At 61.8% G+C, this 22,326-nt stretch carries 26 protein-coding genes; 19 read left to right on the forward strand and 7 right to left on the reverse strand.

All coding sequences use genetic code 11. The features are described from left to right. Window positions 1-35: 35 nt before the first annotated feature. From V7E26_RS08455 to V7E26_RS08465, 3 genes are all read right to left on the reverse strand, one after another. Window positions 36-899, reverse strand: coding sequence for a formylglycine-generating enzyme family protein (locus tag V7E26_RS08455; RefSeq protein ID WP_324414991.1), 864 nt, complete (start codon window positions 897-899; stop codon window positions 36-38). Between the two features lie 64 nt (window positions 900-963). Then, window positions 964-2,091: a copper-containing nitrite reductase gene (nirK, locus tag V7E26_RS08460; RefSeq protein WP_324414992.1), complete on the reverse strand. Its 1,128-nt coding sequence runs from the start codon at window positions 2,089-2,091 to the stop codon at window positions 964-966. A 220-nt stretch (window positions 2,092-2,311) separates the two neighbouring features. Next, on the reverse strand, window positions 2,312-3,004 hold the full coding sequence (locus V7E26_RS08465) for a Crp/Fnr family transcriptional regulator (protein ID WP_324414993.1): 693 nt from the start codon (window positions 3,002-3,004) through the stop codon (window positions 2,312-2,314). Window positions 3,005-3,215: 211 nt separating this feature from the next. On the opposite strand from V7E26_RS08465, the gene V7E26_RS08470 reads away from it, so the two are divergent. From V7E26_RS08470 to ccoG, 6 genes are all read left to right on the forward strand, one after another. Further along, on the forward strand, window positions 3,216-3,365 hold the full coding sequence (locus tag V7E26_RS08470; RefSeq protein WP_324414994.1) for a hypothetical protein: 150 nt from the start codon (window positions 3,216-3,218) through the stop codon (window positions 3,363-3,365). 514 nt (window positions 3,366-3,879) lie between these two features. Further along, the gene (locus tag V7E26_RS08475) at window positions 3,880-5,058 is read left to right on the forward strand and encodes an NnrS family protein (protein ID WP_324414995.1); all 1,179 of its coding nucleotides are present in this window, start codon (window positions 3,880-3,882) and stop codon (window positions 5,056-5,058) included. Between the two features lie 10 nt (window positions 5,059-5,068). Then, window positions 5,069-6,406: a hypothetical protein gene (locus tag V7E26_RS08480; protein WP_324414996.1), complete on the forward strand. Its 1,338-nt coding sequence runs from the start codon at window positions 5,069-5,071 to the stop codon at window positions 6,404-6,406. Window positions 6,407-6,425: 19 nt separating this feature from the next. Further along, entirely contained in the window at window positions 6,426-6,932 is a 507-nt protein-coding gene (locus V7E26_RS08485) for a DUF2249 domain-containing protein (RefSeq protein WP_324414997.1), read from the forward strand. Then, entirely contained in the window at window positions 6,929-7,243 is a 315-nt protein-coding gene (locus tag V7E26_RS08490; protein ID WP_324414998.1) for a metal-sulfur cluster assembly factor, read from the forward strand. The genes V7E26_RS08485 and V7E26_RS08490 overlap by 4 nt, the downstream gene beginning before the upstream one ends. 10 nt (window positions 7,244-7,253) lie before the next feature. Continuing rightward, window positions 7,254-8,684, forward strand: coding sequence for a cytochrome c oxidase accessory protein CcoG (gene ccoG / locus V7E26_RS08495; protein WP_324414999.1), 1,431 nt, complete (start codon window positions 7,254-7,256; stop codon window positions 8,682-8,684). Window positions 8,685-8,701: 17 nt separating this feature from the next. Here the strand turns inward: ccoG and V7E26_RS08500 are convergent, their stop codons facing one another. After that, entirely contained in the window at window positions 8,702-8,857 is a 156-nt protein-coding gene (locus V7E26_RS08500) for a hypothetical protein (RefSeq protein ID WP_324415000.1), read from the reverse strand. A gap of 169 nt (window positions 8,858-9,026) precedes the next feature. Between V7E26_RS08500 and V7E26_RS08505 the strand changes: the two genes are divergently transcribed. From V7E26_RS08505 to V7E26_RS08550, 10 genes are all read left to right on the forward strand, one after another. Further along, entirely contained in the window at window positions 9,027-9,602 is a 576-nt protein-coding gene (locus tag V7E26_RS08505; RefSeq protein WP_324415001.1) for a cytochrome c oxidase subunit 3, read from the forward strand. A 3-nt stretch (window positions 9,603-9,605) separates the two neighbouring features. Then, entirely contained in the window at window positions 9,606-9,878 is a 273-nt protein-coding gene (locus V7E26_RS08510) for a cytochrome C oxidase subunit IV family protein (protein ID WP_324415002.1), read from the forward strand. A 114-nt stretch (window positions 9,879-9,992) separates the two neighbouring features. Next, window positions 9,993-10,445 carry a c-type cytochrome gene (locus V7E26_RS08515; RefSeq protein WP_324415003.1) on the forward strand — a complete coding sequence of 151 codons (453 nt, stop codon included), beginning with the start codon at window positions 9,993-9,995 and terminating at the stop codon, window positions 10,443-10,445. Window positions 10,446-10,479: 34 nt separating this feature from the next. Further along, the gene (locus V7E26_RS08520; protein WP_324415004.1) at window positions 10,480-11,826 is read left to right on the forward strand and encodes a cbb3-type cytochrome c oxidase subunit I; all 1,347 of its coding nucleotides are present in this window, start codon (window positions 10,480-10,482) and stop codon (window positions 11,824-11,826) included. 58 nt (window positions 11,827-11,884) lie between these two features. Then, complete coding sequence (locus tag V7E26_RS08525) at window positions 11,885-12,694, forward strand: CbbQ/NirQ/NorQ/GpvN family protein (protein WP_324415005.1); 810 nt, start codon at window positions 11,885-11,887, stop codon at window positions 12,692-12,694. A 3-nt stretch (window positions 12,695-12,697) separates the two neighbouring features. Then, window positions 12,698-14,611: a nitric oxide reductase activation protein NorD gene (locus V7E26_RS08530; RefSeq protein WP_324415006.1), complete on the forward strand. Its 1,914-nt coding sequence runs from the start codon at window positions 12,698-12,700 to the stop codon at window positions 14,609-14,611. A gap of 157 nt (window positions 14,612-14,768) precedes the next feature. After that, a complete protein-coding gene (locus V7E26_RS08535; RefSeq protein WP_324415007.1) occupies window positions 14,769-14,921 on the forward strand; it encodes a hypothetical protein in 153 nt (50 codons plus the stop codon). A 631-nt stretch (window positions 14,922-15,552) separates the two neighbouring features. Further along, entirely contained in the window at window positions 15,553-15,945 is a 393-nt protein-coding gene (locus V7E26_RS08540; RefSeq protein ID WP_324415008.1) for a hypothetical protein, read from the forward strand. 151 nt (window positions 15,946-16,096) lie between these two features. Next, on the forward strand, window positions 16,097-16,525 hold the full coding sequence (locus V7E26_RS08545; RefSeq protein WP_324415009.1) for a hypothetical protein: 429 nt from the start codon (window positions 16,097-16,099) through the stop codon (window positions 16,523-16,525). Window positions 16,526-16,763: 238 nt separating this feature from the next. Then, window positions 16,764-16,991, forward strand: a complete 228-nt coding sequence (locus V7E26_RS08550) for a hypothetical protein (RefSeq protein ID WP_324415010.1) — start codon at window positions 16,764-16,766, stop codon at window positions 16,989-16,991. 449 nt (window positions 16,992-17,440) lie between these two features. Here the strand turns inward: V7E26_RS08550 and V7E26_RS08555 are convergent, their stop codons facing one another. Further along, window positions 17,441-17,812: an H-NS histone family protein gene (locus V7E26_RS08555; RefSeq protein ID WP_324415011.1), complete on the reverse strand. Its 372-nt coding sequence runs from the start codon at window positions 17,810-17,812 to the stop codon at window positions 17,441-17,443. A 695-nt stretch (window positions 17,813-18,507) separates the two neighbouring features. On the opposite strand from V7E26_RS08555, the gene V7E26_RS08560 reads away from it, so the two are divergent. Further along, window positions 18,508-18,876, forward strand: a complete 369-nt coding sequence (locus V7E26_RS08560; RefSeq protein WP_324415025.1) for an H-NS histone family protein — start codon at window positions 18,508-18,510, stop codon at window positions 18,874-18,876. A 101-nt stretch (window positions 18,877-18,977) separates the two neighbouring features. Next, window positions 18,978-19,154, forward strand: a complete 177-nt coding sequence (locus V7E26_RS08565) for a hypothetical protein (RefSeq protein ID WP_324415012.1) — start codon at window positions 18,978-18,980, stop codon at window positions 19,152-19,154. A 51-nt stretch (window positions 19,155-19,205) separates the two neighbouring features. On the opposite strand, the gene V7E26_RS08570 is transcribed toward V7E26_RS08565, so the two are convergent. Then, window positions 19,206-20,675 carry an undecaprenyl-phosphate glucose phosphotransferase gene (locus tag V7E26_RS08570; RefSeq protein ID WP_324415013.1) on the reverse strand — a complete coding sequence of 490 codons (1,470 nt, stop codon included), beginning with the start codon at window positions 20,673-20,675 and terminating at the stop codon, window positions 19,206-19,208. A 158-nt stretch (window positions 20,676-20,833) separates the two neighbouring features. Between V7E26_RS08570 and V7E26_RS08575 the strand changes: the two genes are divergently transcribed. Further along, window positions 20,834-21,094 (forward strand): hypothetical protein, encoded by a 261-nt coding sequence (locus V7E26_RS08575; protein WP_324415014.1) that lies wholly within the window; start codon window positions 20,834-20,836, stop codon window positions 21,092-21,094. Between the two features lie 73 nt (window positions 21,095-21,167). On the opposite strand, the gene V7E26_RS08580 is transcribed toward V7E26_RS08575, so the two are convergent. After that, on the reverse strand, window positions 21,168-22,298 hold the full coding sequence (locus tag V7E26_RS08580) for a UDP-N-acetylglucosamine pyrophosphorylase (protein ID WP_324415015.1): 1,131 nt from the start codon (window positions 22,296-22,298) through the stop codon (window positions 21,168-21,170). Window positions 22,299-22,326 lie beyond the last annotated feature (28 nt).

The raw sequence follows: 22,326 nt of genomic DNA on the forward strand, positions 1-22,326 counted from the left end.
TGTCCTGGCTCAACCTGCGGATCTGTTGCCGGCGACTAGGTGCGCCGCAGCAGCTTCGCGATGCTGCGGGCAGCTACGGTTACGACCGGCTGGGAATGTTCGGCGACGAGCCTGAAACCGAGATTGGCCGGCGGGACGCCCGCGGCGCAGCCGCCGGACCTGGGATCGCGGATGAAGTCGGTCATGTAGGAGCGATGCGCCCCCTGAACGACGCGGACGCCGCAATTGGTGTTGGTAATCTTCTCCTGACCGCCATCCATCGAAACGCGAATGAAGCAGCTGTTCGTCCATTCCCAGACGTTACCGGCCAGATCGTCCAGCCCGTTGCTGTTGGTACCGAACGTGCCGCCGGGCTGCGCGGCTACCTCGGCGGGCCTTGCACGGGCGGATTCGGCTTCGTAGCGGGCGATCCAGGCCTGCGCGGGATCGGTGGGGTCGACCAGCGGCATGGCTTCGTCGCGCGCCTTCTCGGCGGCAGCGAAGGTCCACTCCTGGTCCGTCGGCAGACGATGGGTGATGCCGGTCTTGCGTGTCAGCCAGGCGGCGTAGGCCGTGGCATCGTGCCAGCTGACGCCAACGACGGGGAGGTCCGGCGAGCGTGCGGCAACACCGATCCGCAGGCAAACGCCGTCGTCGACACAGCGCTGATATTCGGCGCCGGTGACCTGCCGCTTCATGACGACGAGATCGGCCGGAAGGCGGAGTTCGCGCAGCGGTCCTTCGACCGGGCGGCCGTGTCGGGAAAAATCGCCGGCAGCGCGGTAGCTGAAGGAGGTGGATTTCAGCCGCAGGGCTCCGTCCGGTTCGGACTGAGGCGTCGGCGTGCACAAGGTTGCCACGATCGGCGCCGCCAAGGCGCCTGCGAGCATCGCCGCTTTCACTTTCATCACGATGAGCATGACGTCGCTTCCTCTTCGTGCAACGGCCCGCGGCGATAACCGCGGGCCGTTGTTTCGGCGCACCCTAGCGGATGACGGCCACCGGGTCGGCGGCGCCAACTTTTTCAGGCGGGATCGGGCCGGGAGGGGTGACCTGCTTCATCAGGTCCTCGTTCCACTTGCCTTCCACCTTGATGTGGGCCGTGGCGCCGAGCTCGACGGCCTCGATCAGGTTGTGGTTGACGTAGGCGTAGACGCCGGGCTCACGGAAGGTATAGAGCGCTGCGCCGGCCGAACCGCCACGGACGAACCAGGTCTCGAGATCCTTCTGCGGCGGGTTGTTGAACTTGCCGGCCTCCCAGACGTAGTCGCCGTGCCCACCGATCAGGTGCGGACGGGTATCGCGGTTGGCCTGCGAATGCACCAGCATCACGGTCTCGCCGACCTTGGCGGTCAGGGCGTTCTTGCCGGTCAGCGATCCGACGCGCCCGTTGAACACCACGTGGGTCGGGATCAGCTTGCGCATGACCTCGGTCGTATCGGCGTAGGATTCGCCGATGGTCTCGTAGGTCTTGTACTTGCCGTTCTCGTCCTTCGGCACATAGAGATCGTTCTCGCCGATGTAGAAGATCTTGTCGTAACGCAGCGCCTTGCCTTCGGCGTCCTTGAGGCCGTCGCGCGGCAGAACCATCACGGTGCCGTGCATGCCTGATACGACGTGCCAGGGGATCATGCCTTCCGGCGCGCAATGATAGACGAAGACGCCGGGCCGCGTCGCCTTCCAGCGCAGCACCACCTGTTCGCCGGGATTGACATGGGTCAGGGCGCCGCCGCCCAGGGCACCGGTTGCCGAGTGCAGGTCGATGTTGTGCGGCATGCTGTTGCTCGCGGGATTGACCAGCGTGAGCTCCATGTAGTCGCCCTCGTGGAGCACCATCATCGGTCCCGGCATCGATCCGTCGAACGTCATCGCGTGGAATTTCGTGCCGGCGGGATCGATGACGACTTCCTTTTCCCGGATCGTCATCTTGAACTCGACGATCTTCGGTCCCGCCTTGGTCGCCTGTTCGTGAGGGTGGACGAAAGGCGGGGCAACCAGTTCGACCTTCTGGCGCGGCAGCTTCAGATCGTCTGCCGGTCCGGCGAGCGCCGGTACGCTCATCATCATCGCCGCAACAGCGGCGCCCATCAAAGCAGTCCTTCTCGTGAGCATGATGCTCTCCATCGCGTTGTGCGTCCCAAATTCGATGGCGGCATCATGAGCGAGGTGGCGCAAGACTCTTTGCGCTGGAACAAAGGAGACGCGCTTTGTCTTCGACGAAGTGGATCGTTCGTTTGCGCAGGATCAAAAACGTCGAGCGGTTAACGATTGGTGCATGAGAATGCCGGTCGAGTCTTCTCGCGGATGAAGACTGCGGCTTTGGCCTGTGCGCCTATCGGCCGTCGGCGAGGTTATGCAATCTCTTCTCATCGCACAGCACGATGCGCTGCCTGCCGCCCTCGACGAGGCCCTGCTGCTCCCAGGCGCTGAGAATCCGGCTGACCGTATGCAGCGTCGTCCCCGTCATCTCGGCGACGTCCTGGCGGCTGATCGGAAAGTCGATCTCGGTGCCGGCATCGACTTTCCTGCCCGCCTGTTTGGCCAGGCGCAGCAGGACGTGGGCGACGCGCTGCTCGACCTGCTCGTTCGACATCTCCATGACGCGCGCCTGGGTGTCCTGCAGGCGGCTGCCGACGGTCTGTAGTGCGCTTGCGGCAAGGCTCGGATATTTGCCGATCAGGCGGTTCCACGACGACGAGGGCCAGGCGAGGGCGATGCTGTCCACGGCGGCGACCGCTGTTGCCGGATAGTGCGTCAGGTTCATCGCCTGGGCGACACCGAACAGTTCGCCCGCCGAAACGTAGCGCACAACGGATTGATTTCCCTGCGGAGTGACCTTTTCGACGCGAAGGTGGCCGTGAAGCAGGAGATAGAAATGTTTGGCTTCTGCGCCTTGATCGAAGATGGCGCTCCCTTTCGGATATCGAACAGAGCGCGCTTCACGCAGCAGTTCGTCCTGTTCGGCGGGCGTAAGGCCCGCGAACATCGCCAGATTCGCGACCAGGGAGCGGTCGACTGAGGCCATCGATTTCCTCGTTTCAATGCCTGCGGACACTATCCGCGGGCGGGGCAGGCCTCAACGGCCTGCCAGGCTCTTACCCCCGGTTTCAGCATGGAGATTGCGTTAGCGCAATCTCCCCAGGACCGCACGGCGATATCTGATTCCCCGGGAGTCCGGCGCAGGCCCGGGCACAAATTCCAGGAAACGGGAAAGATCGAGAAATATGTGAAAGATCGTGATGTTGGCTGCCGCCGCGGCCCTGGTTGCGGGCGGAAAGGCCGGCCATGTCGACCAGGCCAAGGCGGTTCCGCAGGTCGGAAAAGGCAAGCAGGTCTTTTCGGCCCCTTTCGACAAGCTCGAGGCCGGCATGACCGCATCCAGATAGCGGTCTGAAGACGCCGGATTTGCACCGGTACGGAAATAGCAGCGCTTCGATAGCGGCCACGCAGAGCCAGCCAAGCTCAAAGGTCGTGATCGTCAGGGGCGAGCCCAATCACAATCCGGCCCCGTCGCCGGATCGACACATTTTGATCCAGCGCAAGCTTACCGAGACGGTTCCGGATCGGCCGAACAACAGGAACAGCAGCCGGCTTTGCTCTCAATGAAGGCCGGGATCGGGGTTTCGTCCTCAAGCTTTTGGAGGAGATCGCTGGTGATGGCTTCGAAGAGCTTGCGTTTGATGGCGCTGTTGCTCCGGCTTCGTCCTCGCAATCTCTCGAAAATCCGCATCGTGTCCTCCGTTGATAACAGAATCAATCATGCGGGGTGCGGCCGACAGGATCTTTGTCGGAGATCAAACAGGCCCGCGAACGATGCTGCAATTTGTGCTTCGACAAAGAGCGTCAGGCGGAACGGCGTAGGATCGCGACAAATAAGGCGAACACCATCAGAGGTCACTTATGGCGACCATGCAGAAATTGAGGGCTTATCAGGGGCCGGCGCTGTTTTCGTACGGCTTCCGGCCGTTCTTTCTGTTCGGCGCGATCTATGCCGGCGCGATGGTTCCGCTCTGGCTTGCGGTCTTCGCCGGACACGTATCGCTTCCGAGCGCGTTTACGCCCCGGGACTGGCATGTCCATGAGATGCTGTTCGGCTATGTTGCCGCGGTGATCGCCGGCTTCCTGCTGACGGCGGTGCCGAACTGGACCGGTCGCTTGCCGATCCAGGGCACGCGGCTGGCGATCCTGTTCGCGGCCTGGGTTGCGGGAAGGCTGGCCGTGACATTCTCTGCCTTCATCGGCTGGCCAATCGCGCTGGCGATCGACGCGGCCTTTCTCACGCTGCTTGCCGCCGCCGCGGCGCGCGAGATCATCGCCGGGCGCAAGTGGAACAATCTGACGGTGGTCGGCGTCATCTCGCTGCTCGCCGTCACCAACGTCGCGTTTCACATCGAGGCGCTGCTCGCGGGCGTGGCGGAATATTCCACGCGCATCGGCATCGGCCTCGTCGTCACGCTGGTCTGCGTGATCGGCGGGCGGATCGTTCCGAGTTTCACGCGCAACTGGCTGGCGCGCCGCGGGCCGGGACGGCTGCCGGTGCCATTCAACCGCTTCGACGCAGTCGCGATGGTCGTGGGCGTCTGCGCCATGATCGTGTGGATCGCAGCGCCTTCGGGCCGCTTCACCGCGGCAGCGCTCGGCATTGCCGGCTTGCTTCACGTCGTCCGCCTGGCGCGGTGGGCCGGCGAGCGGACCGTGTCGGACCGTCTCGTACTGATCCTCCATGTGGCCTACGCATTCGTGCCGGCCGGCTTCCTTCTGGCGGCCCTGGCCGCTCTGGACCTCGTCGCTCCGAGCGCCGGGCTCCATGCCTGGACCGGCGGCGCGATCGGTTCGATGACGATCGCGGTGATGACGCGGGCCACGCTTGGCCACACCGGGCAGGCGTTGTCGGCCTCCGTTGCCACCCAGCTCGTCTATGCCTCGGTCGTGATCGCCGCGCTGGCGCGCGTCTGCGCGGCGCTCGAACCAGCACATTCGGCGCCGCTGCTGACAGTCGCGGGTGTCGCATGGGCTGGGGCATTTCTGGGCTTTGCGCTTGTTTACGCGCCGCTGCTGTGCAGAGCGCGCAAGTTCTGAGGACAAGGCGATGATCGGCGCCAGCATAGCACGATGGACGATGAGCTACTTCGCGATGGCTCTGGCCTGGCTGTTCGTCGCGCTGGCGCTGATGGTGGCGGGGCTCGGCTTTCCGTCGGCGCATCTGGCGTCGGCCGATACCCTCATCCTGGTGCATGTGGTATGTATCGGCTGGCTGAGTATCGCGATGTGCGGCGCGCTGTTTCAGTTCGTGCCGGTGCTGGTGGCAAAGCCGCCGTTTTCGGAGAAATGGGCGTTGCCGGCGCTCGGCCTGTTGACCGCAGGTCTAGCCGCGCTGCTCGCGGGCTTCCTGGGATTGGGCGGCCGGCTGCCCGCCTCGCTCTGGCTGCTCCCCGTCGGAGCGTCGCTGTTGATCGGCGGGTTCGGCCTGATCGTCGTCGATCTCGGATTGACGGCATGGCAGCGGCCGGTGGGCCCGGCGCGCTTTGTTCTCGCAGGGCTGGCTTCGCTCTGCATCACGGCGACCTTCGGCGCCATCTTTGCGTTTGCGCATGCCGGGTGGGCGGGCTCGATCGGACAATCGATGTTGGCGAGCGGCGTTCCGCTGCATGCGATCGCCGGCCTCGGCGGCTGGTTGACGCTGACAGCGATGGGTGTGAGCTATCGGCTGCTATCCATGTTCATGCTTGCATCCGACGTCGACGACCGCCACAGCAACATGACCCTGATGGCGGGCGCGTTGGCGATCGCCATTGCGGCGGGGGGCGGGGTTTTTGCGATCTGGCTCTCCGCTGGATTGAATGCCGTGTTGTCGGTGGTTGCGGTGCTCGGCCTGGTGACAACGGTTCTGTATGGCCGCGACGTGCTGGGCATCTTCAAGAGCCGGAAGCGGCGGCAGCTTGAGCTCAACACGCGGATGGCCGTGTTGTCCTACGTCAGTCTCGCCGCGACGTCGCTGCTGGGCCTGATGCTCGTACTGTCCAGCGCCTTCGCGGCGCAGGTCGGCGCATTCGCCTTTCTCGCCATCTTCGGCTGGCTGTCGGGTCTGGTCCTCGCCAAGCTCTACAAGATCGTGGCGTTCCTGACCTGGCTCGAGACCTATGGTCCCGTGATGGGCCGCGCCCCGACACCCCGCGTTCAGGATCTCGTGTCGGAGGCGAGGGCCTCGAAATGGTTCGTGATCTACCACGCGGCCGTCTGGTTCGGCACGGTGATGCTGCTCATCGGCCAGGCGACGGCATTTCGCGCAGCGGCGGCGATGATGACGGTCGGAATTGTCGGCATCATCAGGGAAATCGTCCGGACGCGGCGCCTTGCGGACGTCGAGAGCCCGATGCGCCTGCCCGACGGCGCCTGCGCGCCGCATCTGTTGTTTGCCAGGAACTGACGGAACGAAAGGAAGCAGTATGACCGATTATATCGATGTCGACGTCCGTCCAATCCTGCGCGCAGGTGGCGAGCCGTTTTCTGTCATCATGTCAGCGCTCGATCGGCTGCAACCCGGGCAGGGGATTCGCCTCTACGCGACGTTCAAGCCAGTCCCGCTGCTCGCGGTCATGGCCGACCGTGGATTTGCGCATGCCGCGCGAGCGCTCGATGCCGGCGAGTGGGAAGTGCTGTTCACGCCGGCGGAAATGGAGCCTGCCGCCGCGCCTGAGGTAGGCAAGCCCGCCTTCGACGATTGGCCGGAGCCGGTCGTCAAGCTCGACAATCGCGACCTCGAGCCGCCGGAGCCGATGGTGCGCATTCTGGCGGCGGCCGAGAAGCTGGCGCCGGGCGAGACGCTGTCGGCGTTGCTCCGCCGCGAGCCGGTCTTCCTGTTCCCGCAACTGGAGAAGCGCGGATATCGCTGGCTCGGCGGGTTCACGCCGGATGGCGCGACATACGAACTGACCGTGAGGGCGCCGCGATGACCGATGAACTCGTTCGCCGCGTCAGGGACGCGCTGCGTGTGGTGATCGATCCCGAACTCGGTCACAACATCGTCGACCTCGGCTTCGTCTACGACATCACCGTCGTTGATGGCATCGTTTGCATCACGATGACCGCGACTACGCCAGGATGCCCCGCCGTCCACTTCCTCAGGGAAGGCGTGGCAAGCGCCGCCGCGCGGGTCCCGGGTGTCCGTGCGGTCGATATCGTGATGACGTTCGATCCGCCCTGGACGCCCTCCCGCATCGAGCCTGGGATCCGATCCTCGCTCGGCTTTGCCGCGGTAAACTAGGGTCCGGGAAATGGCGCTTACCATCGAGATCGACCACGCGAAGACGCGCGCCAGGGCGGCCGCGGCGGGATCGGCCCAACCGGTCATGCCGCAGGCGGTGAAGGGACCGATCCGTCGCATCAAATGGATCGTCCTGCTGCTGACGCTCGCGGTCTATTACGTGACGCCATTCCTTCGTTGGGACCGTGGGCCCAACGGGCCGGATCAGGCGGTCCTGCTCGATTTCGCGCACGGCCGGCTCTATTTCTTCTTCGTCGAGATCTGGCCGCAGGACCTCTATCTGGTCACCGGGCTCCTCGTTCTTGCTGCAACCATCCTGATCCTCACCAACGCGCTGGCGGGGCGGCTATGGTGCGGCTTTGCCTGCCCGCAGACAGTGTGGACCGATCTGTTCCTGCTGGTCGAACGGTTGATCGAGGGCGACAGGCGCCAGCGTCTGAAGAACCTCGGCGCACCGCTGATTGCGAAACGGGTGATGCAAATCGCGGCGAAGCATTCCGCCTGGCTCCTGATCTCGTTCGCGACCGGCGGCACGCTGATCTTCTATTTTACCGATGCGCCGGAGCTGTTGCGAAGTTTCGCGCGCGGCGATGTCTCGGCCAATGCACTTGGCTGGATACTTGTCTTCGCCGGCACCACCTATGGCCTGGCGGGTTTTGCGCGCGAGCAGGTCTGCACCTTCATGTGCCCATGGCCCCGCCTGCAAGGCGCGATCTGGGATCCCGAAGCGTTTACCGTCAACTACCGGGATTACCGCGGCGAAGCGCGAACCTCGGCCAAGAAGGCTGCCGAACTTCGCCTGCAGGGCAAGCCGGCAGGAGATTGCGTCGACTGCAATCAATGCGTCACGGTGTGCCCGATCGGCATCGACATTCGCGAGGGGCCGAATTTTGCCTGCATCAATTGCGGGCTGTGCGTCGATGCCTGCGACAGCGTGATGTCCAGGCTCGGCCGCCCGCGCGGCCTGATCGACTACGAAAGCTGGAACAATATCGAACGTGGTCGCCGTGGCGAGGCGCGGGTCAATCGCCTGGTGCGCCCGAAGACCATTGGGCTGACGGCGGCCTGCCTGGCGTTGACCGCGACGATCGTCTTTTCCTTCATGGCCAAGACCAGCGCCACGCTCTCCGTCCAGCACGATCGGGATCCGCTGGCGGTTCGTCTCGCGGATGGTTCGGTGCGCAACGCCTACACGGTCAAGCTCCTGAACAAATCATCGGCCGCCCATTCCTACACGCTCTCGGTGAGCGGCGTGGACGCCACGATGGCCATCATCGGCAACGAGAGCCTCGCGCCGATCGAGGTGCCCGCCGATGGCTCAGAAGCCGTTCGGGTGACACTCACGGCCGCAAACCCGCGAGAGGCAGAAGTGGTGTTCACCGCGCGCGACGAAACCGGCAGCACGATCCTTTCCGCGAAGGATCGGTTCGTCGAACGGTAACGCCCGCCCGTTACCCTCTATTGTGTTGTAAACAGCACCACGGCGATCGCGATCGATAGCCCGACGGCGCACACGGTGGCCGTGGTGGACAGGACGCCCATCGCCCGCAATGCGCCGGCAAAGCCGATGATGATGGGGGTGGCGGTCAGCAGGCCGAACTGTGCGTCGCTCATGGATGTCGTCTCATCGGATTCATCTGATCGATATGTCTAGCCGCTCTGCAGGCCGCTGACATTGCGCCCCATCAAGCAACGGCGTGATCGATCGCGATCGCCGCCATGTTTGTTCGCCGACAAAGACTTCATTCTGTCTGTGATGATAGGCACCAAAGCGGGAGATCGAATGTCTATTGCGGATTGCGAACAGGAAGAGGCGGGGTGGGGCATCCTCGAAGGACTCCCGGGCGAGCCGATGATGTGGGTGCTCGTTCTCAGTGAGCTCGTGGCCTTCGCCCTTTTCCTTGGCGCGTTCATCGTCGCCCACGCGGTAAGACCTGCCGTGTTTGCGTCGGGTCAGATCACGCTCGACGCGTCGCTTGCCGGCTACAACACGATTGTCCTGGTAACGAGCGGCTGGGCGGCGGCAAAGGGCGCGGCATCGGCGCATGCTCAGGAAAGCCTTCACGCGCGTCTCTGGCTTTTTCTCGCCATGGCTCTCGGCGCCGCTTTCGTGACGATCAAGCTCACCGAATATGCGCGCGAGATCGGTAGTGGCGCAGGCTTGGAGACAAGCGTGTTCTTCACCTTGTACTTTCTCCTGACCGGATTTCACCTGCTGCATGTCTGCCTCGGAATCATCATTCTCGCTGTCGTCTGCCGCCGTGCCGATCCGATTCATGTGCAGACCGGGACCGTGTTCTGGCACATGGTGGACCTGGTCTGGGTTGTGATGTTTCCGATCGTCTACCTGGTGCGTTGAAGCATGCGGAATTCACTCGATCGTCTCGATCTCACATTGATAGCGCTGATCGCGCTCGCTTGCGCGACCATGCTGCTTGCCGGCGCTGGCCGAGGCCTGCTGCTCGCCAACGGCGCGGTTCTCGCCATCGCTGCCGTCAAGGGTCGCCGGATCCTGCTCGACTATCTCGATCTGCGATCCGCGCCGGCCTTCTGGCGAGGGCTTGCGACGGCGTGGCTGGTGCTCGTCGCGGGATTCGCCTGGGCGGTGTCAGCCATCTCGGCCTGGATATCCTGATTCAGGGAATCTGACGAAAGGTCCGGATCGTCGGGATCCTTGCGTCGGCACAAAGAACGTCCCCGCCATGCGAATATAGTCGCGACCGCTCACACGAACCGGAAAGGACCTGTAATGGCTGAACGCCTTACCAAGTCGGCGGCCCGCAACGTCTTCTATGGCGGCTCGGCCTTTTTCTTCGCGATCTTCCTCGGGCTTACCGCGCACAGCCACTACTACATGGTCAATACGTCGACGGACGAGAAGACGCTCACCAACTCGGTGGCGCGCGGCAAGCACGTCTGGGAGAAGAACTCCTGCATCAACTGCCATACCTTGCTGGGCGAGGGTGCGTATTTCGCGCCTGAGGTCGGCAACGTCTGGGATCGTTGGGGCGGCAACGAGGACCCCGCCACCGCCAAGGAAATCCTGAAATCATGGATGCAGGCGCAACCGTCGGGCGCGCCGGGCCGCCGGCAGATGCCGCAGTTCAACCTCACCGACGAGGAACTCAACGACCTCGCCGATTTCCTGCAATGGACCAACAGCATCAAGACGCAGAACTGGCCGCCGAACAAGGCCGGCTGAGCAATCCCCCGACCGCCCGCTTAGGAACTTCATGATGAGATACGAAACCCAGAAGGTAGCGATGCTGTATTTCTACGGCGCGCTGACGCTCTTCCTTGCACAGGTGCTCTTTGGAGTCCTCGCCGGAACCATCTACGTCCTTCCGAACACCCTGTCTGTTCTCCTGCCGTTCAACATCGTCAGGATGATCCATACCAACGCATTGATCGTCTGGTCGCTGATCGGCTTCATGGGCGCGACCTACTATCTGCTCCCGGAAGAGACCGAGACCGAGCTCTACAGTCCACTGCTGGCGAAGATCCAGTTCTGGATGTTCTTCGGCGCGGCCGGCATCGCAGTGGTCGGCTATCTCTTCCACTACCACGAAGGCCGGGAATTCCTCGAGCAGCCGTTCGTGATCAAGGTCGGCATCGTCGTCGTCTGTCTGATGTTCCTGTTCAACGTGACGATGACGGCGCTGAAGGGAAGAAAGACCACCGTCACCAACATCCTGCTGTTCGGCCTTTGGGGTGTTGCGATCTTCTTTCTTTTTGCATTCTACAATCCGAAGAACCTTGCCGTCGACAAGATGTACTGGTGGTACGTCGTGCATCTGTGGGTCGAAGGCGTCTGGGAGCTCATCATGGCCTCCGTGCTGGCCTTCCTGATGATCAAGCTCAACGGCATCGACCGCGAGGTGGTCGAGAAGTGGCTCTACGTCATCATTGGCCTGGCGCTGTTCTCGGGCATCCTCGGCACTGGCCATCACTTCTACTGGATCGGCGCGCCCGGCTACTGGCAGTGGATCGGCTCGCTGTTCTCCACGCTCGAAGTCGCGCCGTTCTTCACCATGGTCATCTTCACCGTGCAGATGACGTGGAAGGCAGGGCGCAAGCACCCGAACCGCGCGGCGCTGCTCTGGTCGGTCGGCTGTTCCGTGATGGCGTTCCTCGGCGCGGGCGTGTGGGGCTTCCTGCACACGCTGTCCTCGGTGAACTACTATACGCATGGCACCCAGGTGACTGCAGCCCACGGGCATCTCGCTTTCTTCGGTGCCTATGTGATGCTGAACCTGGCGGTCATGGCCTACGCGATCCCGCAACTGCGCCAGCGTGCGCCCTATAATCAGGGCCTGAGCATGGCGAGCTTCTGGATCATGTGCACTGCCATGATGACGATGACCTTCGCGCTGACCTTCGCCGGCGTGGTCCAGGTTCACCTGCAGCGCGTGCTCGGCCAGAGCTTCATGGAAGTGCAGGACCAGCTCGCGATGTTCTATTGGGTCCGGCTCGGTTCAGGAGTCTGCGTCCTGATCTCGGCGCTGATGTTTGTGTGGGCGGTTCTGGTCCCCGGCCGCGAACGCCGGGCCGTCGCGACCGGCGCGCTGCAACCCGCCGAATAGGCGTCAGGCGGCCGGTCCCCTATGTGACCGGCCGCCTGCTTCAACACTGGAGATTCATATGAAGGCCGTCCTTCACGCCGTCGACGCGACACCCAGGCTTCCGTCCTATGTCCCGAGCGGCAACGAGTGCACATTGTTCGAACACGCCTGGCGGCATCGCCTGCCGGTGCTGCTGAAGGGGCCGACCGGGTGCGGCAAGACGCGCTTCGTCGCCCACATGGCGGCGCGGCTTTCCCTGCCGCTGCACACCGTCGCCTGCCATGACGACCTCACCGCCGCCGACCTCACCGGCCGTTACCTGCTGAAGGGCGGTGACACGATCTGGACCGATGGTCCGCTCACCCGCGCGGTGCGGGAAGGCGGCATCTGCTACCTCGACGAGGTCGTGGAAGCGCGCAAGGATGTCACCGTCGTGCTGCATCCGCTGACCGACGATCGCCGCATCCTGCCGCTCGAACGCACGGGTGAAGAGCTGGTCGCACCGCCCGGCTTCATGCTGGTCGTGTCCTACAACCCCGGCTACCAGAGCCTGCTCAAGGCCTTGAAACCATCGACGCGGCAGCGCTTCGTTGCAATCGAGTTCGGCTTCCTTCCGGCCGAGCAGGAGATCGCGGTGGTCGCAGCAGAGAGCGGGCTTGCAGCCGGCCGCGTGCGCCCGCTGGTGGCGCTGGCGGGCCGGCTGCGTGCGCTCAAGGGACAAGACCTCGAGGAGGGCGTATCCACGCGCCTGATCGTCTACTGCGCGACGCTGATCTCGGCCGGCATTCCGCTTCTCGATGCGGTGCTTGCCGGCATGATCGAGCCGCTCACGGATGATGCCGACGTCAAGGCCGCGCTGCTCGACGTGGCCCGCGCCGTGATCGGATGACACATGCTCGACTTCCTCGAACTTGAGGAAACGGTTGGCCGCGCCTGGCATCGGCTGGTGGGGGCTACGGCGAGCTATCCCGCTTATCCCGACGAAGCCGCAGCGCTTGCGGACGTGCAGGGGCAGATCGCGGTCATGTTCCGCGCGCTGGGCGGGGAGGCGGGCGTACAGATCGCCGGCGCCAGGTCACGAAAGTCCGGCCATCGGCTCGGCTGGCGGCAGCGTGTCGGGCTTGGCGACGAAAGCCTCGATCATCCCGGCCGTGACGGGGCGACCGTCTTCCTGCCTGATAGCATCGCGCTGTTTCCGGAGCGCGATCTCAACGCCCTGCTTTATCGCTGGCTGGCAGCATGGTTCGCGGCGGCGCCGGTGGCGACGGTCGACGAGGTCGATCCGCTGCGACGCGATCTCATGACGTTGCGGCGCGCCCGCGAGGTTGTTGCTAGGGTGCAGGTGCGATTTCCCGGCCTCATCGGCCCATATCAGCGGCTGGCGGCGGCAACGGCGCTGGCGCGTCCGAAGAGACCGCTGGCAAAGGTGGAGCAGGAAGTCGAGCGCATCGTGCTGGGGTTGCTTGGCGCCGATAGCCCACCGGGGGGCCGCCTATGGCAGGCCGTGGTCGCCGCCGGCGATCTGCCGGCCAAAGCGGCGCCCGGATATCGACCGATGCTGCCGTGTCCGCTGTGGGGAGATTGCTGGACGCGCGAGGCAGTTGCCGACGAGGCCGATGACGATGATGCACCCGCGCCTGATGATGCGGCGGACCTGCCGGACACGCGGAAGCGCCGGGCTGTCCGCCATGCCGACGATGGCAGCAAGCGCGATCCGTTCATCCTGAACCGCTTCGAGAAGATTCTCGCGATGGCGGAGATGGTGAATGTCGATCGTCCTTCAGATGACAGCGAGGATGAGGATGCCCGCAAGGCAGCCGACGACCTCGACGAACTCGCGATCGGCCGTCGCAGCGGCAAGCCTTCCACGCGGCTGAAATTCGACCTGGATCTGCCGCCGCAAGCCATCGATACGACGCGCCTCGACAGCGGTCGTCTCTATCCGGAGTGGGACTATCGCCGAGGCACGTATCTGGCGGACTACTGCCGGGTATTGACGGGCGAAGCGGCGGAGGTCGGCGAGAGCTGGACGCCGGACGCAAGTGCCCTCCGGCATGTCCGTCATGTGCGGCGACGCTTCGAGGCGCTGCGGCCACAGCATGAGGTGATGCGCGGGCAGGACGATGGCTTCGACCTGGACATCGACGCGCTCGTCCGCGCGAGATGCGACCTGCGGGCGGGCAGCGGGGCGCTCGATCGGGTCCATCTGGCGATGCGCCCGCAGCGGCACGATCTCGCGGCGACATTGCTGGTCGACGTCTCGCTTTCCACGGATGCGTGGGTCGACGGCCAGCGCGTGCTCGACGTCGAGAAGGAGGCGCTGCTCGTCCTCGCGCATGGCCTCTCCGCCTGCGGGGATCATCACAGCATCCTGACCTTCACGTCGCGGCGGCGCTCCTGGGTGCGCATCGAGGCTGTGAAGTCTTTCGAAGAGCCGATGGGAGCTGCCGTCGAACGGCGGATCGGCGCGCTCAAGCCGGGCTACTACACACGCATCGGCCCCGCCATACGCCACGCCGCCGCCGAACTTGTCGACCAGCCACAGCGCAAGAAGCTGCTGCTGGTGCTGACCGACGGCAAGCCCAACGACATCGATCACTACGAAGGCCGCTTTGCGGTCGAGGATACCCGCAAGGCGGTGCTTGAGGCGCGGCGGCTGGGCATTGCGGTGTTCGGCGTCACGGTCGACGCCGGCGCCCAGTCCTATTTCCCCGCGCTGTTCGGGCGCGGCGGCTACGCCATCGTCGGCAACATCCGCCGCTTGCCGGCGGCGCTTCCGGCGATCTACCGGCAACTCGCCTGCTGACGCGCTGTCGCTTCCCCGCTCACAGTGGAACCGGATTGGCCGGCTCGGACGAAGAGCCAACGGAGGATTAACGTTTATGGGTAGGGTTAAACATCGGATGTAATGGACGCATCGACAGTCGTTTCGGTAAGGCTTTGACTTTACCGAGGATTATTCAATGGCAAAGGGATTGCCCCGTTCAACTGAAAAACTGCGCGCCGTGGCCGATGTCACCCACGCGCTCGCGGATCAGATTGCGGAACTCGTCAGATTACGACAGGCGGTCGCGGAGGCCGAGGAAGCGGCATCGCGCAAAGCCAAATTGCGATGAGAGAGCGCGACGATAGATACCCATCCGGTCTTTGCCCAAGCTGGCACGTTTGTTCTTTCGGGATGGCGCATTTAATTATTGAACTCGCCGGAAATAAATCGCGTCGCCGTCGAATTGTTGCCCGGAATCATCAGTGACGGCAGAACGTGGTGCTGCCGTCAATTAGCTTTTGACTGTGCGTACTGGCGAGGTTTTCACTGGGGCCATTGCATTAGCGTTCGTCAATTTTTTGCGTTAGGGCTGCCCATGGTTGAAGCAGTTGCAGCGTTTCTCCTGGTTCTTAGCGTCAGCATCATTGTCGCTCACGCCGTTGATGCATTTTGGTCCTGACGGGACGCTGGCTTTAGCTCACAGCATTCTGGGTTTGACCTGCGAAACCTGATCAGTCACTTGCTCGGCTGAGCCGCCCGCCACGCAAGGCCGCGAGCCGTGTTGTGCATGACGTCGCATACTCAAAAAAATCCGAGCTGCTGTGTGTGTGTTGGCTGTGCCCGACACTCGGGAAACGGCCGGGGAATTGGGGGGTGATTAGGGGCCCTCGACCAGGCAGAGTTCATTTTCTGCCGTATCGCCGCCGTATTTCCAATGTTATTAACTCGCCATTAACCAGACGAGCTGGTGGGGGACGGGAATGAGTTTTCTGAACCTCTGGCAGGAAGCGCGCGGCAGCGTCCTACGGAGGCGGTACGACGGCCTGAGGGCGCGTATTGATGCCGCAGATCCGGCTGCGAAATCAGCATGCTTTGGTGTTGTCAAATCGACGTTCGATTTGCTGAGCAGGCATTATGCGAGGGCCTCCAGCGCGGAACGAAAAGGCGTGTTGAAGCACGCTTCAAAAACCATTCATCAGCTATCGGACGCAGGTGACTGGCCGCGTGCAGCGGGGCTAACCCTCATCATGCTCAATCTTGAAGCGCGTCACTTGCCGGGCGACGACGCGGCTGCCTTGAAAGCTGCTACCGACGCTTTGATAAGCGGAGAGGGCGCATATCCTGACGCTCAGCGTTTGCAAAGAGCGGGCTGACAGGAAGTATTTGTCCTGATTGATTGCGGCGCCTCGAGCATCAACGCGCGATGGCGTGCAGCGGCGGCCTTTGCGCGGAAGGTTTTCGTGGTAGTTTAGCCGCGCCGACTCAGCGTCTGTCTCGTCCCTTGCCACTTGAGAAAGCGGGAAGATGTTTCAATTCCTTCTAAAGACGCGCAGCAAGAACGATTTCCAAGCACGATCGGCCGGCCGGGATTCCGCAACCGATCGTATTCGTGCCACATCCATTTTTCGTTCGATAGAGGAGGCGCTGGAGGGCGCCAAGGCCGAGCGGATTGGCCTGGAAGCGCGTATCAATGACGCGCTGGCGCGGTCGGCAGTCACCTTGGGATGCGATTCCGATGAGTATCTAACGCGCGACCCGGAGGATAATCATTTCCAAAACCTGCTCGGCACCGAGGCCGCAGATGGGCAGCGGCGATTGAACGAGCTGGGTGCAACCATCAGGCATTTCCAGTTCTTGAAGGCCGCGATCGTTACAAGATTCCCCGAGTTTGATTTCGGACACAATGCTTCAAGCGCGAAAGACACAAGCGCGAAAGAGAGCGGATCGACCTAGGTTCTCGGCGGCCACGTTCGCACATTCAGTGAACCTGCCCATCATCGATTCCCGCGATTGCGATGTTCCAGAATTAACCTTAAGCCTGCCTATCAATCTTAACGCACGACTCTCGTTGCAAGATCGCACCCTCGCAGTAGCGTTTGGGCGCCGCACATTGCCGAACGCCGGATCAGCGCAGTGAATTCCGGGGATCGGAGCATACTTCGGCGGCTTTCATTTTCTAACGAGGGTCGCCATGATTGCAGATGGCCGCGAACAGGAAGAGCATTTCGAAATAACCCCGCGCGGCGCATGGGCAGAAACGTGGCACCTCTGGACAGTGCTGGTGCCGAGACGGTCCATCTCCGGGAAGCTCGTCTTTGGACAGGTATGGCGGCGGCGAACCCGCAGAAAATGGGAATACAAGAAATATCAGAAGTCTCATTCCGAGCGGCGCTTCGATCGGTTGAACCAGGCTGACTGAGAACTGCCCGTCAGCCTCCGGCGCCCCCGCCGATTATTCCAGATCCCAAAGAGTATTCCTGTACCGTTAGCCAGCGAACGTTGGTTTCCACCGGGCGGGCTCGCATTCCGCCCCGGGAACTTACGATGACGCAGCCGGTTTACCTCCTGCCAGTCAGGAGAAATAAGATGACCACCCTGCAAGCTATCGGGCTTGGCGCCATGCTGGTTTGGACACCCTCGCTTATCGTCCTGGCAGCATCGCTGTGGGATATCCCCGAGGAGATGGAATAGCGGTCGCCGAGGTGGAAGCCCGGCAAGGGCTTATCGGCTGCATGGGCGCAGTTCGCGACCGGCAGATCAAATGACTTCCCAATGGGTCTACTCTATTGCGATCGTTCCGCGGGCCGCCGCAGCGGCATCAGCGCCTTGTTGCCTGGTTTGCAGGGCCTCGTCGCTAACCGTGGCGCTTTAAGTAGGCTCGTCGTTGCGAGGACTATCGTCGGGCAGGACGACGCTGCTGTCGATTACAAAATCTTCCAACTTGCGGCCTGAGTTCAAGGCGGCGACGAGCCATCTCGGCTGTTTGCCGCGTCCCGACCACTTCTGCGACGGCTGGGAAGGATTCCAGTATTTCGGCTGAACCTTCGGATATTTGCGCCGCGGACGGTTGGGGGGCTTGCCCTCACTGTCAGCAACCTGCTCTGCGTGGCTCAGTTGCGCGAGGCGCCGCTCCAATTGCTGTTTTTCTGTCGTAATCCGTTCGGAGAGGAGTTTGGTGAGTTGCTCATGCAAAAGCCAAAGCTCGTCAAAATCCATTGCCTCCAAGTCTGTCCTGCGCATCGCGTGTCCGTTAAAGGCTAACAGATAGTGGTCGTTCCGGCAGCATCCTTGCTGGTGGTGACGCAAATACGTGCGTGATTTCAATGATTACCTGGAAGCGAATTTCGACACATTATTCGCTTCAATCGTAATAATTAATTGAGTTAAAGCAAGGGCATATCGAGGTTTATTTTGAGCTGGATAGCGGAAGTTGCCGGATCTGGGTAATTCGCGCCGGTTTAATGACGCCTGGTTTGTCGCGGCTTGTTGCCCATGTTGTTTTTGCATGAAGTGCCCAAGCCCACTTTATTTATTCCTCTCTTGTCGCCCCAACGATGCCGTCCGCTGCTGCATAGCGATGTTCGTCGCTCAAGACCCGGATTGAAACCCGATGGCGGGCCTCAGGGAATATCCGGGTCACCGCCCTGGCGACTTTCCTTCGCCAGGAGGCGAGGAGGTCGCGAAGCCGGGCCAAATCCCGCCGAATGTCGGGCCGCTTCCTGGCGTGCTTCGCATCGCAGATCGAAGAGGGAATGCATCCTTTGGTTGAGCAGGCCGACAGGATCAGATGCCGGAGCACTCATTGTGCGTCCAAATAATCGCGAATGCTGGGCAATTATATATTCCTGTGAAACGTAAGGTAGTTCCCCTTGATTATCGCTATCGCCTATGACATTTCATTACCTTCCAGAAATTTAGGACGCGAAGGCGACGGCATGGCTCCGAAGAAGATCGATTTTGATGCCTGGTCTTTGGATGACCTCTGGGCGCTTCACGGAGAGATCAGCGGAATCCTGTCGGCGCGGATCAAGGCCGAAAAGGGCGAGTTAGAAAAGCGTCTGGCGGTCCTCAACCGTGGCGCAATCGTTGCGGGCAATTCGGAGAATCCACAGCCTTCGCGGAACGGTAAGCTTCGCCGCAAGTACCCTCGCGTGCTACCGAAATACAGAAACCCCCACACGTCCGAAACCTGGTCAGGGCGCGGCAAGCAACCGAGGTGGTTGGTCGCAGCCGTCAAGTCGGGACGCAAGATCGAAGAGTTCCGTATTGGCGACGGAGGGGTAAAGGCCCGCCAACGCGCCTGAACCGATTGTTCGGCTTTTAACCACTAAACCAATGAATGGAATAACCGACGGCGAACTGAGGTAATCTGCCGCGAACGATTTTCCGTGCGCGGGAGCACCGGTTGTCCGATCGGGATTGGAATGAAATTAAAAACCAGCTCAACGAGTTGGTGCCGGTGCCCATGGTTCCGGAAGAAGAGCAGCGCCCGCTGCCAAAGCAGGGAATTCGCCGGGCAATCCAGGCAGATGAAGAGGCCCTTCTGGCACACATCACCGACGCTCTGGCTCGGGAGAGCTAGCGGCGCCCGGACCGGCCCTGACGCGCCGGCTCAGCGGCTTGTGGGACGACGTCAGTAAGCGTTGCGGGCCCGCAGCACCTCGATAGGAGTCTGAAGCAGGATAGCCAGATCCAGCTGAATGCTCCAATTATCAATGTACCACAGATCGTATTCGACCCGCTTCTCAATTGAGGCCGCGGTTGGTGTCGGACCACGACAGCCATGGACCTGCGCCCAACCCGTCAATCCCGGCTTCACGCGTCGTCGAAACGCGTAGTTGCCGACAACCATATCGAATTGGCTGTCGTGAACGACGGCATGCGGGCGCGGTCCAACAAGGGACATGCTGCCAGCCAGCACATTGAGCAACTGGGGTAGCTCGTCGATGCTGGTCCTGCGAAGCCATTTTCCAAGCCTGGTCACCCTGCGGTCAGTGGCCTGCGCCTGAACAGCAGAAAAGCCGTCCTCGAGCACGGTCATTGTGCGGAACTTGCAGATCCGGAAGATATGTCCATTGAAGCCGCGGCGCTGTTGGCGGAACAGGACCGGCCCCGGCGAATCCAGCTTTATGAGCAACGAAACCATCGCCAGCAGCGGGCTTAGCAGGAGCAGCGTTATACCGGCGCCGACAAGATCGATACCGCGCTTGGCGGCGCGCTCGATCTGCGAGAAAACGCCTCGCTGCAGCTCTATGCAGACGACCTCGCCGAGATCATGACGCGGTCGCTGGAATATCTCCGCGAACGGTCCTGTAGGAATAAAGGTAATCGGGAATGGAAGTATTCTCAGCTCGGCGGCAAGCTCTCGAAGTTCTTCCCAGCGGCTTGGATCCGCTCCGACTACAACTTCCTCAATTTTCGAGTTGCGAATATGTTCGATCACGCTGGCCGAGAGCCTCTTGCGCGATGCAGAGGTTGATCCTGGCCGAGGCAACGGGAAGCTTCCCATTACATTGAAGCCCGCGGTTTCCAGCGTCCCTGCGAGGCTCTGGTGGAACGCATCCTTTCGATCGACGACCAGGATTACGTTCCTGCCAACGAACCGTCGTTCCGCAAGACCCCTGGTCAGCAATTTCTTCATGAGGGTGCGATTCACACCCAGCGCCACCAGGCCCAGAGCTGCGAAAATGAGGCTGCTGCCGCGTGACAGCTCTGCGCCGATCTTCAGCGCAAACACGATTCCGGCGAGCAGGAAGAAGACGCCGGCCCACGTGGTGGCGACCATTCGCATCTGGCGACGGAACGACAACCATTCTGCCGGCGCGTAGTGACCTTGCGATTTGAGAATCAGGATGAAGAGCGCTGAGACGAGAGCCGCCGAACCAAGAGCCTGCCCCAACACCAGGCCCAGGTCTTCACCGGCTCTGTACAACAGGCCGGCGCAGAGGCTCGCGGCCGTAATGGTCGCTGCGTCAAAGACGATAGTGAGCGCTTCCAGGTAGTCATAACGGATCGGCCACTTCCGCGACGCAGGTTCGCTTACGCTGTCAGCCGGCAGTGGGTGCAGCAGGTCCGCTTCAATATGGCGATTGATTAAATTCATTTGCGGGCCAAAATTTAAATTGGTTAATGGCCTCTTAAATTAAATTGATAATTTAAATAGCGCAAGGCTTAAATTTGGCTCCCCCGCAAACGATTGTTCGTGAAGAAAGAATTAACGATTTCCCGTTCAAATGACGCGATCATCCTTGAAAGGACCAGATGTTTATCGTCGCGATTCACCTTCTGATCGGCCTCGTGGCAGGGACGGTGTTTGGTGTCCAAACGCTGCTGGTTCTCGCTGTGCTGGTGCTGATCGAGGCCGTCGGCATGGCGGTGCTGAATGGTCTGTCGGTTGACATTTTCTGGTGGGTTGGAGCGGAGATCTCGCTGCAACTCGGATATCTTGGCGGGATATTTCTGCGAAGCATGATCGAGCGTATGGGCAGCATCGCGAAGGTTGCTCCGAAGCGCCTCTCGTAGCGGCCGACCGCAAGAAGGCCAGTCCTGGCGACCCAGGCTGCTGCGCCCGTTCGACCCGACCGGATCCATCGCCTCAACGCGAACTGGTATCAGTTCCCACTCTGTTGGTGAGGGCGAAGGTGTCCACGATTTCCTGCAGCCAACCAACGCCAGCACTGACCTCGTCGTCCGCAAGGCTCTTGATCCAGTCCAGATGAGGGACAGAACTCGGCTCAATCGACAGAGGACACGGAATTGTTGGCAGCCGGATAGGCGGAAGATCACGGTCGAGGAATTGGGCCAGCCGGGTCCAACGCTCCATCATGCAGCCATCCAGCAACTCAATCGCAGCATCGATCGTCATGTGCAGATGTGAAAGCGCTTCCCCGCTGGGTAATCGCTGCCTCCGAACGAGCAGATACCAGGCACGAAGAGCAGCCAGGTGACCGATATATTCCAGATTTTTTTGTACCCGTGGCGCTGATGGCTTCCGCGGCCCGAAGTCCCAGTGCTCGTCAATGACACGCTGGGCCTCCGAATGAATTCGACTGTCTGCAACGTCCGATCGAACGATTTGCCCCGCGACCGTGATCGATCCGAAGCCAACGCGATTCGGACCAACCATTCCGCTGAGACCGCCGATGAAGATTCTTTCTTCTCTAAGAAACATCCCTCGGGGTACGCTGCCGACCAGCGAGGGAGTGGCCTTATCGCCGCTTTCTCCCCAGGGGGTGTAGTTGAAATGGATAAACCCGCTGCCCACCTCCGTGTGATTTTTGCGGGAGCGGCCGCCTGAAATCAGGCAATCGCAGCAATTGATCAAAGAGCCCAGTGTCACAAAGCTCGTCAGGATCGTTTGCTTGAGGCCGACGGCGTGGGCTGTCGATGCCTCTTCCTCCAACAACGTGCCGGCCCTGACATGGCCATTGGATCCTATTTTCGACTTGGCCAGCAGCACAGAGCCGCTGGCATATCCACTGGCAATCTCGGCATTTTCGCCGATGGCGGAGTCGACCACCGTGGCAGGACCTTCGTTGCCGATTTTTGCGCCCGGCGCCACCAGCGTCTTCGGACCCGACAGGCGAGTGCCCGGGAAAAGCACCGAGCCGGGAAATATCCGATCCAGCAGAACGGTATCGTCGACGAACGTCTGCCGCGGATCGATCACGTCGACGCCCTTGTTCGACAGGAAGTCCAGCCGATCGGTCAATGACAATGGCTTCATGGCTTTCTGCGCCAGCTTTCGAGGAACG

This window comes from Bradyrhizobium sp., from assembly GCF_036735945.1.
Taxonomy (GTDB): domain Bacteria; phylum Pseudomonadota; class Alphaproteobacteria; order Rhizobiales; family Xanthobacteraceae; genus Bradyrhizobium.

What these genes read in the sequence shown, in the direction of transcription:
- V7E26_RS08455 (WP_324414991.1), bottom strand. Translation starts at nt 899, where the DNA reads ATGCTCATCGTGATGAAAGTGAAAGCGGCGATGCTCGCAGGCGCCTTG.
- nirK (WP_324414992.1), bottom strand. Translation starts at nt 2,091, where the DNA reads ATGCTCACGAGAAGGACTGCTTTGATGGGCGCCGCTGTTGCGGCGATG.
- V7E26_RS08465 (WP_324414993.1), bottom strand. Translation starts at nt 3,004, where the DNA reads ATGGCCTCAGTCGACCGCTCCCTGGTCGCGAATCTGGCGATGTTCGCG.
- V7E26_RS08475 (WP_324414995.1), top strand. Translation starts at nt 3,880, where the DNA reads ATGGCGACCATGCAGAAATTGAGGGCTTATCAGGGGCCGGCGCTGTTT.
- V7E26_RS08480 (WP_324414996.1), top strand. Translation starts at nt 5,069, where the DNA reads ATGATCGGCGCCAGCATAGCACGATGGACGATGAGCTACTTCGCGATG.
- V7E26_RS08485 (WP_324414997.1), top strand. Translation starts at nt 6,426, where the DNA reads ATGACCGATTATATCGATGTCGACGTCCGTCCAATCCTGCGCGCAGGT.
- V7E26_RS08490 (WP_324414998.1), top strand. Translation starts at nt 6,929, where the DNA reads ATGACCGATGAACTCGTTCGCCGCGTCAGGGACGCGCTGCGTGTGGTG.
- ccoG (WP_324414999.1), top strand. Translation starts at nt 7,254, where the DNA reads ATGGCGCTTACCATCGAGATCGACCACGCGAAGACGCGCGCCAGGGCG.
- V7E26_RS08500 (WP_324415000.1), bottom strand. Translation starts at nt 8,857, where the DNA reads ATGAGCGACGCACAGTTCGGCCTGCTGACCGCCACCCCCATCATCATC.
- V7E26_RS08505 (WP_324415001.1), top strand. Translation starts at nt 9,027, where the DNA reads ATGTCTATTGCGGATTGCGAACAGGAAGAGGCGGGGTGGGGCATCCTC.
- V7E26_RS08510 (WP_324415002.1), top strand. Translation starts at nt 9,606, where the DNA reads ATGCGGAATTCACTCGATCGTCTCGATCTCACATTGATAGCGCTGATC.
- V7E26_RS08515 (WP_324415003.1), top strand. Translation starts at nt 9,993, where the DNA reads ATGGCTGAACGCCTTACCAAGTCGGCGGCCCGCAACGTCTTCTATGGC.
- V7E26_RS08520 (WP_324415004.1), top strand. Translation starts at nt 10,480, where the DNA reads ATGAGATACGAAACCCAGAAGGTAGCGATGCTGTATTTCTACGGCGCG.
- V7E26_RS08525 (WP_324415005.1), top strand. Translation starts at nt 11,885, where the DNA reads ATGAAGGCCGTCCTTCACGCCGTCGACGCGACACCCAGGCTTCCGTCC.
- V7E26_RS08530 (WP_324415006.1), top strand. Translation starts at nt 12,698, where the DNA reads ATGCTCGACTTCCTCGAACTTGAGGAAACGGTTGGCCGCGCCTGGCAT.
- V7E26_RS08535 (WP_324415007.1), top strand. Translation starts at nt 14,769, where the DNA reads ATGGCAAAGGGATTGCCCCGTTCAACTGAAAAACTGCGCGCCGTGGCC.
- V7E26_RS08540 (WP_324415008.1), top strand. Translation starts at nt 15,553, where the DNA reads ATGAGTTTTCTGAACCTCTGGCAGGAAGCGCGCGGCAGCGTCCTACGG.
- V7E26_RS08545 (WP_324415009.1), top strand. Translation starts at nt 16,097, where the DNA reads ATGTTTCAATTCCTTCTAAAGACGCGCAGCAAGAACGATTTCCAAGCA.
- V7E26_RS08550 (WP_324415010.1), top strand. Translation starts at nt 16,764, where the DNA reads ATGATTGCAGATGGCCGCGAACAGGAAGAGCATTTCGAAATAACCCCG.
- V7E26_RS08555 (WP_324415011.1), bottom strand. Translation starts at nt 17,812, where the DNA reads ATGCGCAGGACAGACTTGGAGGCAATGGATTTTGACGAGCTTTGGCTT.
- V7E26_RS08560 (WP_324415025.1), top strand. Translation starts at nt 18,508, where the DNA reads ATGGCTCCGAAGAAGATCGATTTTGATGCCTGGTCTTTGGATGACCTC.
- V7E26_RS08570 (WP_324415013.1), bottom strand. Translation starts at nt 20,675, where the DNA reads ATGAATTTAATCAATCGCCATATTGAAGCGGACCTGCTGCACCCACTG.
- V7E26_RS08575 (WP_324415014.1), top strand. Translation starts at nt 20,834, where the DNA reads ATGTTTATCGTCGCGATTCACCTTCTGATCGGCCTCGTGGCAGGGACG.
- V7E26_RS08580 (WP_324415015.1), bottom strand. Translation starts at nt 22,298, where the DNA reads ATGAAGCCATTGTCATTGACCGATCGGCTGGACTTCCTGTCGAACAAG.